This window comes from Altericista sp. CCNU0014, assembly GCF_044923475.1.
In the GTDB taxonomy this organism is placed as follows: Bacteria; Cyanobacteriota; Cyanobacteriia; order Thermosynechococcales; family Thermosynechococcaceae; genus JAAURS01.
The window spans coordinates 4,371,872-4,388,011 of record NZ_CP137338.1 but is presented as its reverse complement, the minus strand read 5'-3'; the positions used below and the strand labels follow the sequence as shown (position 1 = coordinate 4,388,011).

The 16,140-nt window shown below is 52.9% G+C and carries 9 protein-coding genes; 8 read left to right on the top strand and 1 reads right to left on the bottom strand.

The genetic code is table 11. The features are described from left to right. Positions 1 to 919 precede the first annotated feature (919 nt). The 8 genes from R6H26_RS20870 to R6H26_RS20835 all read left to right on the top strand — a co-directional run bounded on the left by R6H26_RS20870 (position 920) and on the right by R6H26_RS20835 (position 14,818). Positions 920 to 6,508: a Calx-beta domain-containing protein gene (locus R6H26_RS20870; protein WP_404785217.1), complete on the top strand. Its 5,589-nt coding sequence runs from the start codon at positions 920 to 922 to the stop codon at positions 6,506 to 6,508. Between the two features lie 117 nt (positions 6,509 to 6,625). Next, the gene (locus R6H26_RS20865; protein WP_404785216.1) at positions 6,626 to 7,084 is read left to right on the top strand and encodes a hypothetical protein; all 459 of its coding nucleotides are present in this window, start codon (positions 6,626 to 6,628) and stop codon (positions 7,082 to 7,084) included. A 105-nt stretch (positions 7,085 to 7,189) separates the two neighbouring features. After that, positions 7,190 to 8,560 carry an efflux RND transporter periplasmic adaptor subunit gene (locus R6H26_RS20860; protein ID WP_404785214.1) on the top strand — a complete coding sequence of 457 codons (1,371 nt, stop codon included), beginning with the start codon at positions 7,190 to 7,192 and terminating at the stop codon, positions 8,558 to 8,560. Further along, positions 8,557 to 11,751: an efflux RND transporter permease subunit gene (locus R6H26_RS20855; RefSeq protein ID WP_404785213.1), complete on the top strand. Its 3,195-nt coding sequence runs from the start codon at positions 8,557 to 8,559 to the stop codon at positions 11,749 to 11,751. The genes R6H26_RS20860 and R6H26_RS20855 overlap by 4 nt, the downstream gene beginning before the upstream one ends. A 65-nt stretch (positions 11,752 to 11,816) precedes the next feature. Next, on the top strand, positions 11,817 to 12,392 hold the full coding sequence (locus R6H26_RS20850) for a cytochrome b (protein WP_404785211.1): 576 nt from the start codon (positions 11,817 to 11,819) through the stop codon (positions 12,390 to 12,392). Positions 12,393 to 12,449: 57 nt separating this feature from the next. After that, the gene (locus R6H26_RS20845) at positions 12,450 to 14,009 is read left to right on the top strand and encodes a sensor histidine kinase (RefSeq protein ID WP_404785209.1); all 1,560 of its coding nucleotides are present in this window, start codon (positions 12,450 to 12,452) and stop codon (positions 14,007 to 14,009) included. Continuing rightward, positions 13,912 to 14,580 (top strand): response regulator transcription factor, encoded by a 669-nt coding sequence (locus R6H26_RS20840; protein WP_404785207.1) that lies wholly within the window; start codon positions 13,912 to 13,914, stop codon positions 14,578 to 14,580. Before R6H26_RS20845 ends, R6H26_RS20840 begins: the two co-directional genes overlap by 98 nt. Positions 14,581 to 14,584: 4 nt before the next feature. Then, positions 14,585 to 14,818 carry an element excision factor XisH family protein gene (locus R6H26_RS20835; protein ID WP_404791393.1) on the top strand — a complete coding sequence of 78 codons (234 nt, stop codon included), beginning with the start codon at positions 14,585 to 14,587 and terminating at the stop codon, positions 14,816 to 14,818. A gap of 161 nt (positions 14,819 to 14,979) precedes the next feature. Here the strand turns inward: R6H26_RS20835 and R6H26_RS20830 are convergent, their stop codons facing one another. After that, positions 14,980 to 16,110 (bottom strand): glycoside hydrolase family 5 protein, encoded by a 1,131-nt coding sequence (locus tag R6H26_RS20830; protein ID WP_404785205.1) that lies wholly within the window; start codon positions 16,108 to 16,110, stop codon positions 14,980 to 14,982. Positions 16,111 to 16,140: the final 30 nt, after the last annotated feature.

The window sequence follows — 16,140 nt, the reverse complement described above, 5'->3', positions numbered from 1 at the left end:
AAATGCTTTTTGAAGGGGCGACTGCAGGCGCAAGGGAGTTTGCCGCAGGACGAAAGGATACGTGCGAGACAGAGACGGAAAAGGATAGGGTTTCTATAAAGTTTAATGACTCGTTAGATTAAAATTTAGTGATTTTTTAAGGAGCCTAGTTTGAGGTTATGCTATTGTTAAAACAATTGAAATTTTATTGAAGCTGACCTAACGGATCGAGATACTCTCAACCAACAAATGGATGGAGCCAAGATTCGTTTGATTCACGCTTGGGGGGAAAAGCTGGCTTACGTCAAGGGTACGATTCGTACCCTTTGCAATGGGCCGCAAGGGAGTCTCAGGCACGGGAGAAGTGTTCCCCTCCTACTGAGTACAAATGTATGTTTGATTAAGTCAATTTATACATATTGACAACCTCTCGGAGTGGTAAGGTATAACGGAAAGGCGAGTCGTTGCTTCAGCGGTGGGGAAGCGCGAATCGGTCTATTCGAGCGACGCATCAGTGTTCCCGATGCGCTCAATTCGGTCTTTTTTGGAAATCCTATTTTTCCAGTTCTTCAATCTAAGTAGTCACAAAAATCATATCGATACAAAAAAGGACGGCAGTTCTTTATTGCATTCCTAGCTATACCCCACTCGGGGTATTTCTCAGGAAAGTTTCCTGCTGTATTTAAGATTCTTCAAGTTTGCGCGCGATGCCAAACGCTGAGGAATGGTTTTACTTTGCACTTTTTTGAAGTCTCTACTTTTTTGACTTCTCAAGATATCTGTCTAGCCTGTGGATGAGTTTTAAATCGAGCGATCGCAGGCTTTTGCTCCAGTCAGGGTTCAACTTCTTGCTGTATCTGAAGCAGATTTTCCGATTTACGTAAGAAATCTCTGTTTATCTAATTTTTTTCTCTCTTTTTAGTCTGGAGATTTTGGGTATATGGCTATCAGCTTCAATCAAATCGGCGCGTTCCAAGGTGTTAGCGGTGGATCGATCGTTCTGGACAACCCAACATCCCTTGATTTTGGTCCAGACGGTCGGCTCTACGTTGCCGAGCAGAATGGAGCGATCGGTGCCTTTACCGTAGCCCTTCAGAACGGTCAGTATATCGCCACCGCTTATGAAGAATTGACACTGCCAAATGGTGGTGGGGTGGTGAAGTCAATCATGAATCACAATGATAGCGGTGCCAACCAACCTTCCGCTACTGGTACGCTTAGTAATCGACAGGTCACTGGAATTGTAGTTGCGGGAACGGCTGCGAATCCTGTTCTTTACATCTCTTCCAGCGATCCGCGCATCGCCACCAATAACGATTCCAATCTGGACACCAATTCGGGCATTATCACTCGGGTCACAAAGACTGGCTCTACGTGGAATGCAGTGGATATCGTTCGAGGGCTGCCACGTTCGGAAGAGAACCATTCAACGAACGGAATGGTGTTGAGTGCGGACGGCACCAAACTCTATCTGGCTGTTGGCGGCAATACCAATAATGGAGCACCGTCCCAGTACTTTGCTTACACTGGCGAGTACGCTCTATCGGGGACGGTGCTCGAAATAGACCTTACGGATATCAACAGCCGACCGATTCTAACGGATGCGGATGGCGGCCAGGTTGGAGGTAACGCCGTATCGCGGCAATACATTTACGATCTGCCCACCCTAGACGATCCCACGGTGCCCAACAATGGGGTTAGAGAAAATGCCAATGGGCTGGATGTTGCTGGTCCCTTTGGAGGGAATGATGGCTTCAACATGGCGATTCTGCCGGCTGATGCCCCGCTACGCATTTATGCCGATGGCTTTCGAAACAACTACGACTTGGTGCTCAGTCAGTCTGGCAAACTCTACACCGTTGATAATGGATCTAACAGCAACCTGGGCGGAAACCCAATTATCGTTAACGGCGAGGCCACAAACCAACCCAATAACGGTGGCACTGGAGACCCCGAGCCGCTTTATCTCATCCAGGACGGCGGATATTACGGTCATCCCAACCCGGTTCGATCGAATCAGAACCTAGCTTGGACAGTCTATAACGATAGCGGCACTGCCAACCCATCCTTATCGCCCAACAGCGTTCCCGATCTGTCGGCATTGGTTCCTAATTCGGTTGCCATTCCAGACAACTTTCTGATCGATCCCAGTAAATTTACAGGCAATGCAGCTCGGCTGCAGCAAAGCGGAATCCGAATTCCAGCTTCCTCTGCTAGCAGTCCGAAGATCGTGAGCCTTGGTTCCTCCAGCAATGGGTTGGTGGAGTATACCGATGCCAACGCTTTTGGCGGTGCCCTTCAGGGAGCCTTGTTGGTCACTCAGTTTAATAACAACGTGACGGTGCTGAACCTCAATAATGCAGGTACGGGTCTGGAACCATTGAAGGATCCGGGCAACGACGGCATTCTTGGCACCGGAGACGATGTCGTCGTCGATTCTGATGGCGTTTACCCCCTGATCGGCGGGTTTTCCACTCCCCTCGACGTTATTACCGGTCCCAATGGCACGATCTGGGTTGCTGAAATTGGAGGAGACTTTATTAAAGTTTTTGCTCCATCGAGTTTGGTACTGCCAAACGACCCTGATTTCGATGACGATCTCATTCTCAACGTCAACGATCCGTTCATTCGCGATGCCACCAATGGCGGCGCTGTAACCTTACTCCCCGGTCAGACACTGCTGTGGGACTTCGATGCCAATCAGGACAATAACCTGCCGGGGGCCAATGGCTATGGCGGCGGTCTCACTGGCGTCATGATTAATGGCTCGACTGATTTCGAGCAATTTTTCAACGAACCCTCTGGTGTGCCCGGCGAGGTCAAGCTGGACAATGTTAAATTTATAACTGCGGCGGGTGGCGGTACGACAGTTATCGAGAAGGTCTCAAATGGCGATCCCTTTGCGACCGGGAATAACGGTGAGTACTTATTCCATACTGGCGTCACAATTTCCCCAACGGTCGATACGTTCAAGATTAAGTGGACTGTTGTCAATCCAGTCAGTGCCCTGATCGGTCCCTCTCAGCAAATCGGAGGCTATATTGGCACTGGCGATCAAAGCAATTATCTCAAGATCGTTGCCATCAAATCTCCTGATGGTGAAATTCAGGTCTTACTTGAGAATAACAACACCGTCATTACTTCTTCCTTCCTCCAAGCCGACGATCTGTTTGCCGTTCCCCCCGACCAAAAAATCTTCTTTGAGTTAGAAATTGACCCCAGCGCAGCAACGGCCACGCCAACGATTACCTATGAGATTGGCGGCGGAAATACTAAAACCGTCTCTGGCGCGGCCATTAACTTAGGCGGCACGGCAGTTCTGAATGCCATTCTCGGTAACTACGCAGTCCAAGGCAAAACCAGCGGTCTGGCCGTAGGTCTCCTCTCTTCGAATGCAGGGCAGTCGGCAACAAACACCTTCCAGGCAGTCTTTGCCGATGTTGAAATTACGGCGACGGGCAATTCCTCATCAACGGTGCTCTACCGGGTGAATGCTGGCGGTCCGCAGGTTGCGGCGATCGATGGCGGCATTCCCTGGGCGGCAGATACAACTGGTGCCAATAGTCCATATCTCGTCAGTGCAGGCAGCAACAATACATCAGGTTTTGTAGCGGTGAATCCCGGACAGAATGTGCCTTCAACTACTCCTGGCGCTATCTTCGATACCGAGCGTTGGGACAATGCTGCAGCACCCGAAATGGCTTGGGCATTCAGCGTTCCCACGCCAGGTTTATACGAAGTGCGGTTGTACATGGGCAATGGGTTTACGGGTACCGGCGCGCCAGGACAGCGGGTATTCGATGTTGCCATTGAGGGCAGCGTACTCGGCAACCTCGATAATGTCGACCTGGCTTCCCGGTTTGGCAACTTAGTTGGCGGCATGATTAGCAATACGGTAGCGGTTACAGATGGGACGCTCAACGTTGAGTTTCTGCATGGTGTCGAAAATCCTCTGGTTAACGGTATCGAAATCCTGCAAATAGGAAATAACAGCAAACAAGTCTCTATCGCGGCAACGAATCAGGCCAGCGAACCCAATAGCAACGGGTTGTTCACCGTCAGCCTCAGTCAGGTGTCAACAACCAATACTGTCGTTACCTACAGCGTTGCCGGCACCGCAACGCCCGGTAACGACTACACAGCATTGAGCGGGTCCGTTATCATTCCAGCTAACCAACTGTCTGCGACCGTTCCCGTTTCAGTGCTCAACGACTCAGCGGTAGAAGGGTCTGAAAGCGTCATCGCGACCCTGACTGGCGTGAGTGGGGCTGCTGATGTGGGGCTGGGGGCCAACACGACCGCTACCGTCACCATCGCCGACGACGATGCTATGGGAGGAAAGGCAACCTTAGAAGTAACGGTTGACAGTAATAACGTTCAGATCTCGAACTTTGGCAATAACTCTTTCCTCGTCAAAAATACAGGGAATAAGAATATTACCAAAGTCGAGATCGATGTTTCCAAAGCTCTTTACCCAGATACAGTCTTCGACCCCTTTGGTTTGGCTGGCGATAGCGTAGCCAAACCACTAACCATCAACACGAATGGGAGTACGGGTATTATTTCTCCTAATTCCGCGTCTTATATTGGCGCTGGCGGAACGGCAGGGTATGAAAAGATAAAACTTGACTTTGACGGTGCCGTAAATGGCGGATTCAATCCGGGAGAGACGGTTGGTTTCTCGATCGATATGGACCCGAATTCAGTTGCGGGTACCAATAAACCCCAATTAGATGGGGGTTCCAACCCGTCTTGGGATGTGGGTGGCGTCTCTGGTGCAGAGCTGATCGGCTCGACCTTCACTGTCACCTTTACGGACGGCACTACAGCAACGGGGCAACTGCAAGGCGCGAAAAATCAGGCTGGTTCTAAGGGATTAGCGTCTCAGGGTTCCCCCAATGTAGCCGTCTCCCTCACGGTGAACGGTCTAGGTCCTGGAGGCGTGGGAACCTATAATGCAAGCGGTCCCAGCGTGATTGTCAACGGTCCGGCTGGCAGGACGGCCCGAGTGGTGCTGACGAAGGGCTTCATCCAGCCCGTGACTTCCTACGCGCCATTCTTAGCAAACCAGTTGGCTGTACTCGCCGCAACACCCTTCCCCGCCAATAATGCGGTGGAGTTCCAAACGGTCGACGTCGTTCTCACAGGGACCAATCAAAATATTTCCAATCTGTTTAACTTCTCTGACGTTGCGAATTATAATTTTGCAGGAGAGAATCAGTTACCCCTAGGGTTCGTGGCTAGTGCGATCGACCCGGCCAACGGCGATTTTTCCGTCGGCCCTGTCACCCAGCCCATTTATCTCGAGTTTGCCAGTCAGAAAGCAGTTTCAATTGCGACGACCCAAAATGCTAGCGAACCCAATAGCAACGGGTTGTTCACCGTCAGCCTCAATCAGGCATCAACAACCAACACCGTTGTTACCTACAGCGTTGCCGGCACCGCAACGCCCGGTAACGACTACACGGCATTGAGCGGGTCCGTTATCATTCCAGCCAATCAATTGGCTGCGACTATTCCTGTTTCAGTGCTGAACGACTCAGCGGTAGAAGGATCTGAAAGCGTCATTGCGACCCTGACTGGCGTAAGTGGGGCTGCTGATGTGGTACTGGGAGCCAACACAACCGCTACCGTCGCCATTAACGACGAAGATGGACCAGCGACAGGTATTACTATCCAAGCCGAATCCATCGCCAATGTGGCGGGCTATCGACTAGAGTCGAGTTCTGTCGCATCCGGCGGGTCTATGTTGAGTCTGGTAGGCGGTGCCAGCAGCGAGATCGGTACGGCTACCTTTGCCTTTACGGGAGCTACGGGAAACTACAACGTCATTCTGGGAACCTTTGACGAGAACGATGGTACGGCGACCTTGCAGGTGTCTAAAAATGGTACTTCCATCGGCAGCGTTTTGCTGAACCAAAACCTGGGCAGTGGCTCAGTCACTGCAACCACCAAGGTTGGAAAGACCGTTGCCAGCGGGGTGAGTATTGCCAATGGCGATAGTTTCACCATTACGGGGATTGAAAATGCGAGCGAGCACGCCCGCTTCGACTTTATCCGGTTTGAACCAGCCGGCAGCGTTACAAGTAAACGCTTTCAGGCAGAGTCCGCAGATTCTATCATTAATTACCGCACTGAAAATATTGGAGTGGCTTCTGGCGGTCAGATACTCAGTTTCGTGGGTGGCGCGAGTGGAGAAAGTGGCAGTGCTACCTTTGTCTTTGGCGACACACCCGATGAATTGGCGGGTACCTATAATTTTGTGCTTGGCACCTTTGACGAAAATGATGGTTTGGCTTCATTTACCGTCGTACTCAACGATGTCGAAACCAGTAGCTCCAATCAAATCGGTAGCCTTTTGTTAAATGCCAATTTAGGCAGTGGGGTGGCTAATGCGTCCACTTTTGTAAGTCCGACGATCGCCACGGGTATCAGTCTCACGCCAGGAGATAGCTTCACGGTGAACGGCTTTGAGAATGGCTCGGAGCATGCCCGCTTCGATTACATCCAGTTGCTCCCGACGATCTAAGAGTAGAGTACATTTAGGCTGAACTCGTTCGATCGCTGAGGTCTCATGCGTCTTGCAGTATGGGTACACTGACAGATATTGCATCTACAATGCTTTTATGGGTGGAGCTAATTCGCAATGCGCGCGATACTTCTAGTGTTGTTCGGTTCTGTCGGAATGATGGCGATGGTTGCGATGCCAGTATTTGGGGAAAGTGTCGTTAAGCCGATGGCACTATCGGCTGGCGACACCCCACGGGGCGGGTATGCGATCGTTCCGCTTTCTAGCTTAAAAGGGTCTCTCGCGAGCGGGGATCCGGCACAATTGCCTCTGCTTGCCTTAAGTGCTGCGGTCGATGGCTCAAAGCGGTTGCCTCAGGTTGAATTAGATCGTTCGAATCCAACGCAAATTGTCGCCTTGGTTACATACCTAGGGTTAGAGGATGATTCTGTGAAGGGCATCCGGTACCGGGTGGAAATGGTGCCTTCGGACTCGCTCTGTGCCTGTCAGAGTTGGAAAGTTGCGTGGGTGGGACGGCAGTACACCTGTCAGGCGGGACGCGGCGCGCAAGACTGGTCAGATCGAATCTGTCGTTAGTCCTGCTGGGAACGATCGAAGATAAATTTTTTTTTATATTTTTTTCATATTCGCTTTATGTTTGCCCGCAACACTCAACATGTATGAGCGCGGTGCGACAGGCTTATGAAATCGAGCGACCCTCAATCTTCCAACCTGCTAGGTTCAAATCGTCAGTTCGAACAATTACAGCTTTTTCCGGTAGCAGCGCCCCAGCCTGCACCCAAACGCTATTGGCTGTGGGGGCTGGTTTTACTGGTGGTTGCAGGCGGCGGCTTGGCAATTTGGCGAGCTATCCCCGCAAACCGCACCCCATCCGCGATCGCCCAATCGTCCCAGGGCACGCCACCTCGCGCGGTCGAGACGATCGCCCTTACCGCAGGTCGGGGGGAGAGTCGGGTCAAATTATTGGGACAGGTCGAAGCCAGTCAGCGCTTCACCATTCGCGCGCAGACCGATGGCACGATCGAGCAACTGTTCGTCAAACCGGGCGATCGCGTGACGGTGGGGATGGCGATCGCCGTATTAGACGATACCGACCAGCGCTTGGCCGTTGCCGAAGCCAACGCGCGTCTGGCGCAGCAGCGAAGCGACCTCGCCCGTCTAGAAGCAGGCACCCGCCCAGAGATTATCGCCCAACGGCAAGCCGCCGTGAATACTGCGAAGTCGCGGGAACGGGAAGCGCGCGATAACCTGCAACGGAATCGAAATTTGGTGGCTCAAGGGGCGATCGCGCAGCGCACGCTCGTAGAAGTTCGCGCGGCGGTCGATACGGCCCACAGCCAGCGCCTAGAGGCCGAAGCCGCTTTGGCCGAAGCCAAAGCAGGCCCCATCCGCGAGGAAATTCAAGCCCAGAGAGCAAACGTGGCATCGGCCTACGCGGCTTTGAATCAGGCCCGCTTGAGGCAGCAGCGCACCCAAGTCACAGCCACGTCATCAGGCATCGTGCAAACGCGACAAGTCAGCCAGGGAGATCTGATCCAACGGGGCGGGGAACTAGTGACGTTATTGGCGGGCGATCGCCTCGAAATTTTCTTGGAAGTGCCCGAAAATCTAAGCGGTCAGGTCAAACCAGGAACGATAGTGGAACTGAGGGCGCGGGCTTTAGGCCAGTGGAAACAGCGCGCCGCCATTACGGGTGTCGTGCCCTCTGCCGATACAACCTCGCGACGGCAGCGCGTGCGGATCGAGCTTCTCAATCCTCCCCAAGGATTGCTCGCGGGGATGTCCGTGGAAGCCCAGCTCGTGCGACCCAACAATCGGACTGGTTTTGTCGTTTCGCGGGATGTGCTCTCGCAGCGCCAAAATCGATGGTTTCTCTTTACTGTTGTCGATGGCAAAGCCAAACCCATCAGAGTGGACTTACTTTCGGATATGGGGCCAGAAGTGGCGGTATCTAGCCCGGAACTTCGCAACGGACAGCCTATCGTGTCGCGGGGTGCAGATGGGTTGCGGGATGGGATGGCGGTCAAAGTCGTAAAGGGAGCGGCCTCATGAACTTAATTGAATCGGCAGTTCGCTGGCGGCATGGAACGTTTGTCGCATTTTGTTTGCTGGCGTTAGCGGGGCTTTTTGCCCTTGTTAATTTACCCTTGGAACTCCAGCCCGGTGGCGATCGCCCTGAAATTACCATCACCACGGTTTACCCCGGTGCGGGTCCGGCAGAAGTGGAAGATCTGATTACCCGACCCATTGAAGAGCAGATGGAGCGGGTCATCGGCTTGCGGGAAGTCAGCAGCAGTTCTCGGTCTGGGCGCAGCACCATCACCCTAGAATTCATGCCAGACAGCGATCTCAACGAGCGACTGCTCGATGTCATCAATCGCTTGCAGCAGGTTCCCAGTCTGCCGCCCGAAGCTCAGGAGTCCAGCGTCGAGCAGGTGGGCGGCAACAGTTCGCCCATGATGTGGATTCCCTTTGACACCAAGGAAGGGTTCACACCCGATCCGAATCGCTACCGCGACTTAGCCGAGGAAGAAATTGCACCGCGATTGCGCCAAGTACAGGGCATCGGGCAATTGCTGATCGTCGGGGGGCAGTTGCGCGAAGTGGAAGTCCGGGTCGATCCCCGCGCCTTGGCCGATCGCAATCTGAGCATTGGGGATGTGGTGCGGGTGCTGCGGGAGAACAACCGCGACATTCGCGGTGGGCCGTTGGTGGTGGGACGGCGGGAATATCGCGTTCGCACGGTGAGTCGATCGCAGGAAATCTCCCAACTCGAGGGCTTTGTGCTGCGGCGGGATGCGGGGGGCACGGTCTATTTGCGCGATGTCGCTCGGGTGCAAATGGGACGCCAACCCCAGGACAGCGCGCTGATGTTTAATGGCAAACCTGCCGTGGCGATCGGGATTATCCGTCAAGTCGGAGCCAACGTGCCCGAAATTTCCAAAGGGGTGCGCGGGATTATTGCAGAGATGCAGGCGCAGTTCGATCGCCAAAATCAAGGCATTCGCTTTGTCTATAACTACGATGAGAACGAATACGTGAGCCAATCCGCGCTCTTAGTGCAGGAGAACCTGATCGGCGGGGCAGTATTGGCGGTCATCGTATTGCTGCTATTTTTGGGGTCTCTGCGCACGGTGGCCGTCGTGGCTCTGACCATCCCCACCACGATGGTGACGGTGTTTATTGCCATGGCGTTGTTCGATCGCACCCTCAATATCATCAGCTTGGCGGCCTTGGGCTTTGCCTCTGGGATGGTTGTCGATAATGCGATTGTCGTGGTGGAAAATGCCTTCACCCACATGCAGCAGGGCAAAAGCCCCATGAGAGCGGCGATCGACGGCACGCAGGAGGTCGCTGGCGGCTTGTTGGGCGCGACGCTCACGAACGTGGCGGTATTTTTGCCCTTAGCCCTCGTGAAGGGAGAAATCGCCCAGCTCTTTATCGACATGACCATTACGATTACCGCCGCTGCCATTTTTTCGATGATTGCGGCCATTACGCTGGTACCCATGCTATCCGGGTTGTTCCTAGATCGCGCTGAAGCCGTTCGGGTGCTAGAGGGCGGTCAGTTCGCAGGCGGCAATTGGTTTGTCCGCAAAGTCGCTCAAACCTCCGCTGCCTTTCGGGTCGGGCAGGGACGGTTCGAGCGGAGCGTGCTCAAGACGGTCGGTTGGTCTCTCGGTCGGCAGCGCGTGGGGCGTCGTTTGTTGGTGCTGGCCGTCCCCTTGGGTTTACTGGTAGTGAGTATTTTGTGGCTGCCCCCCGCTGACTACTTACCGGAAGGCAACCGCAACCTAGTGTTCTGGCGGGCCGAACCGCTACCAGGCACCAGCATTCCCGAATCGATCGCCCAATCGGAACCCCTGCGCAAATTTCTGCGAGAGCAACCGGAAATCGATCGCGTGATGTTTGTCGATCGCCCCGGCGGCTTTCGGGGCGTGGCAGCTATTCTGAAACCGCAGTTTGCCAGCACCAAGGGCCTATCCGATACGATCGAGCGAATGCGGGAACAGAGCGACAATTTTGCCGGGTATCGGTTTCTGGTGCCGACCCGCATCTCGATTTTTCGCGATCCGGGAAAAGAGTTCGAGGTCGACATCGTGGGTCCCGATCTGAACCGACTGAACCAATTGGATCGGGATATCTCGGGCAAGTTGCGATCGCTCGATGGCGTGAAAAGCACGCGCTCTAACTTCGTCATGGGAGCGGGCGAGCTGCAAGTCATCCCGCAGCGCGAGCGTTTGGCAGAAGTGGGCATCGCCGAATCCGATCTGGGTTCGCTGGTGGAAGCAGCCTTGGGCGGGCGCTTTGCCTCTCACTTTGTGGACGGAAAAGAAGAGCTAGATGTTGTCGTCCAGCTCGAGGACGCAGCCGTACAAACCCCAGAGCAACTGCGCCAACTGCCGTTGTTTACGCGCGGCGGGCAGCAGGTTCAGTTGGGCGACGTTGCAGAGGTGCGCGAAACGACCGGACCCGATGCGATCAACCACGTCGATTTAGAGCGATCGGTCACGCTAACGGCTTCCTTGGCGCCCGAAGCCCCCCTCGGAACGCTGGTCGATCGCACCCAGAAAGAGATCCTCGCTCCCCTCCGGGCCAGCTTACCCCCTGGGTATCGGGTGAGTTTGGCCGGTTCTGCCGATCGCCTTGCGGAAACCGTATCCCAACTCGTGGCAGCGTTTGCTGTATCTGTCGCGATTGTTTACCTCTTACTGGTGGCGCTGTACAAGTCGTTTCTATATCCCGTCGTCATTATGGCGACGGTGCCCATTGGCATGAGCGGTGCGTTGCTGAGTTTGGTCATTGCAAACTGGATTCCCGGCATGCTAGTCCCCTTCGACATGATTACGGCCCTCGGCTTCATCATCCTCACTGGCGTCGTCGTCAATAACGCAATTCTGATCGTAGAGCGGGCACTGCAATTGCAAGATGAAGGCGCCGATTACGATGCTTCGCTGTACGATGCCACCCGCGATCGCCTCCGAGCCATCTTCATGTCAGCAGGGACCAGCATCCTGGGCATGTTGCCCCTTGCGGTCGTCCCCGGTCAAGGCGCCGAACTCTACCAAGGGTTAGGCATTGTTCTAACGGGCGGCTTGGCCTTCTCCACCGTGCTCACGCCGACGGTAGTGCCTGCATTAATGGGCCTGCTGCGAGATTTTTCCGGGCGCAAAATCTCAGTTCCAAGTCAGAGAGCTGCGGCCCCAACACCCGTCGCTCCTCCCAGTAAGATTGAGGTTTGATAGCATTTCTCCCCTATCCCCATTGCCACCATCTATAACCGCGCCGATCTAAAAGAGTATCCGCAATGACAACATTACAATCTCCCAAACCTCGGTTAAATTCTGCCTTCAAACAGCTCATGTCGGTGCATTGGTGGATGGCGGGCATTTATCTCATGCTGATGGTGGTGGGAACCGTTATGTCTCAACTCGATCGCAATGCGCCGTTCCGCAGCGAGCTATACGACTTCCACAAATCCTTCGGTGTCTTGTCTGTAATATTGCTCGCTTGGCGGCTGATCTTACTCTTCCGAGTTTGGTGGAAGAAATACACCAAGCGATCGCCAAAGCTTACTGCCGATTGGATTAGAACGACGATACTCCACAGCTCGCTCTATCTGTTCATGGTATCCGTTCCCGTTGCCGGATTTCTGCGGTCGAATTCGTTTCGTGCCAATAATGTTAAATTCTTTGGCCTAGCGCTCCCCGATCTATTTCCGCAAAACGAAGCGATGGCAGAGGTCGGGCGCGGTCTTCATTTTTGGCTGTCTTATACTTTTCTCGCGTTTATCGGCTTGCACGCGATCGCCCAGTGGAAAGTGATTCGCGCTAACTGGCGGCGTTTCAAGAACTTCGTCCTGACCAAGCGCAAACCAGCCTAGGAGCGCGAAATAGCTCCAGATTTTAAAAATTCATCGGGCGCGCCCAAATTCGGCATAATGAAAATCGAGAACGCTTCATCCCATCGCAAGCTCACCCGTATGCAGCCAAAATCGAGGTGGAGTAAGTTCCTGACTGGCATCCGCCCCAAGCTATTGGCTTGGTATTTTTTGCTGGCGGCGGGTACGACCCTTGTCTCGCTACACGCCACGCGACAGATTCTTTGCAATAGCGTCAACGCGCGATCGCAAGAGGGCGTCAATCAGCAGGTCGAGCAATTTCAGCTCATGGTCCAAAAAAATCGCTTCAAGGGCAATACAGCCGCCCGAACCCTGCCCGTACTGTTCGATCGTCTGCTTTCGAGCTATTCTCCCGTCCCCAACGAATACATTTTGATGTTTGTCGGCACGGATTTGTACCGATCGAGCGTGTCGCTTCCCAAGGATTTGGTCGATGCTCCAACCCTCGAACGTTGGAAACAAAAGGCCCAACCTCAGCGGGGTAGTTTGACGACGCCGACGCAGCAGTATCTAAGCTATGCCGTTGAGCCAGTCGCCTTAGGTGGGCAAGCGGGCCACGTGGTGGCAATCTACAACGCATCGGCAGAATTTCAATCCATCGATCGATCCATCGATCGCATTTCCCAAATTGCCTTAATAGCATTGGGGATTGGGTCGGTGCTGGCGTGGGTCACGATCGGCAGAATTCTGGCCCCGCTGAAGCTGCTCACCCATACCGCTCAATCCATTTCCGAATCCGATATGACCCAACGGATTCCCATGCGCGGCGAGGACGAAATTGCCGAACTGGGCACGCGGTTTAACGAAATGCTCGATCGCCTCCAAGAAGCCTTCGACAGTCAAAAAGAATTTCTCAAGGACGCCAGCCACGAACTGCGGACCCCCGTTACCGTGATTCAAGGCCATCTCGAAACCCTACAGTACGCCCCGCCTCAGCAGCAATCCGCAACCCTTGCCCTGGTAATGGACGAACTGGACCGCATGACGCGGCTGGTCAACGATCTGCTCCTACTGGCCAAGGCAGATCACCCGCACTTTCTCCACCTGCGATCCGAGGAACTGGACTGGCTGACGGAGGAGCTGTACCTCAAAGCCCGATCCATGGCCGCTCGCGATTGGCGGTTAGAATCAAAGGGATTGAGTCCCATTTTGGTCGATCGGCAGCGCCTCACCCAAGCGGTCATGAATTTGGTCCAAAATGCCATTCGCCACACGCCACCATCCGGGATCATTACCTTGGGTTCGGCGGTCAAGCAAGACCGCGCTTACCTCTGGGTGCGGGATACGGGGGAAGGGATTGCCCCGGAAGATCGCAGCCGCATTTTCGAGCGGTTTGCCCGTGTTGCGAAGCAAAATGCAACCGTTGAAGGACATGGCTTGGGGCTATCTATCGTTCAGGCGATCGCCCAGGCCCACGGCGGCTGGGTTGAGGTCAACAGTCGCATCGGCCACGGTTCCACCTTTACCCTTGTCTTACCGTTGACGCCCCCGGATGCAGCCTATGAATCGGATTCTCATCGCCGAGGACAACCCGCGCATTTGCGCCTTCCTGGAAACCGGACTCCAGGCACACAGTTTCAATCTGACGATCGTCAATAGCGGGAAAGAGGCGGTTAAGATCGCCGACCACCGCCATTTCGATTTGCTCATTCTCGATTTGGGGTTGCCGGATCTGGATGGACTCGATGTCTTGGCGACGCTCCGGGGACAGGGCGAACCGCTGCCCATTATCGTTTTGACAGCACGGGATGGATTGGACGATACGGTTGCGGGTTTAGAAGGCGGTGCTGACGATTACATTACCAAGCCCTTTCGGTTTGAAGAATTACTGGCGCGAATTCGGGTGCAGTTGCGCAATTCTCAAGTTCCGCGCAGTAAGGAAGAATCGATTCTGAAAGTCAACCAAATTACCTTGAATTTGCTGACGCGACAAGCCTGGGTGGGAGATCGCGAGGTCGATCTCTCCGCCCGCGAGTTTCTCTTGACTGAGGTATTTCTGCGCCATCCCCAACAGGTGCTGACGCGAGAGCAACTCCTGGATCGCATCTGGGGCTATGATTGCGATCCGGGCACGAATATCGTGAATGTCTATATCGGACACCTTCGCAAAAAATTGGGCGATCGCTGCATTGAAACGGTGCGCGGTATAGGGTATCGACTGAGGCTTTAGGGCGATCGCCATTCTAGAGTTTATAGATGCCTCTAAAATCACAGACTTCTACACTACCTTTTGCCAATACCTTTGTCATAAAGTCGCCCTGGGTAAGAAAGAACTCGATCGCACACTTTACTTATCAATTCCCTCACAAGGTCACAGCACATTGTTTCAAGAAATTCTGATTCAAGAAGTCCTGCAACAATATCCCGTAAAACTTCTTATGCACAAATTATCGACTCAGGAGATTTAATGATGGTCTGAGCTGTTTTTTTGGGTGCTAATCGCATCAAATACAAACACAACACCCTTGAGGTTGAATCCTTTATGGTGAATAAGTGGAGTGAATAAATACGGTATAAAAATTCAGCATAGTGAAAAGCTCTTCTCAATAACGTTCAATCCAATCTTGTTCTACAGGGTAGGTGGTATGACCGAGGTATTTTTAATGCTGTAAGGACTGTCAATTGCTACTTCAGTGGCCCATCCAGGTTTGAGATTGTCGAACAATCTGTCAGGAGTCATATCCATGACAGAACAAAGAGGGTCTTTAAAGTCGTTTCCAGGTCCCCATTCCCAGGCATACCAGCCAATTTCATGTTTGTGACATTCTTCCAAGATGGTTTGATAATCGATTTTCCCACCGGGGCTGCAAATGCTGACGTTTTTGCCCGCCCAGGCTCCAAATTCAGAAAACTCACCCACGATCAGAGGATAGCCTAGATTGACGGAGTTTTGTAATTTGGAGCGGATAAAATTAGCATCAGCACCATAGGAGATAGGCCAATAAAGGTGAACTGAGAAAAGCAAGTTGTTGTCTGGGTCAGCGTTGAGTAAAGTACTTGCAGTAGCATCCAAAATGTCTAAATTTTTACCCCAGTCAGAGGCGTCTATTACTAAGGGAGTACGAATTCCTGCCGATCGCATCGTTTGAATGGCGTTGGTATACCCAGCAATGAATTGCTCTTCTTTCACATGTTCGTCTCCAGTTTCATTCGCGATATTGACCAAGAGATATTCTTGATGTTTTTGAATAATACTAACGATAGTAGGTTGAACCCAATAATCTACTACATCCTGGAGACGATTCCAGATGCCAGTGGAATCATGTAAGTCGACGATCGGAATGAGGTGATTATTCTTTGCATTCGTTATAAGTGCATCAAGGATTTTGGGGTCGGAATCCGAGATGCCAGGTTTTAGATCTTTTCGAATCACCCAGGGGAGGCGAACAGAGTTGGCTCCTGTTTTGCGAATTTCTGGAAAAGAAATATCGCCGATGGGATCTTTTTCATCCCAAACTGACATTTTGTTGACCCCTCGCAGGATTACTTTATTGCCAAGTTTGTCATAGAGATATCTTCCTTGAGTATAAAAGGTTGCCTTTCGATTGTTACTGATTACCCCTTTAATCACCTTTTTAATTGCCTTTTCAATTAACTCTTGAGCCTCAATGGGTTCAAGAGAGAGAGCAGTAGATGTTTTGAATAAAGAACTGGCAACACAACCCACTCCAGCCCAAGTCAAAAAATTACGACGATCCATAAGAAACTCCTTGAGTAGCTTTATCAGGAC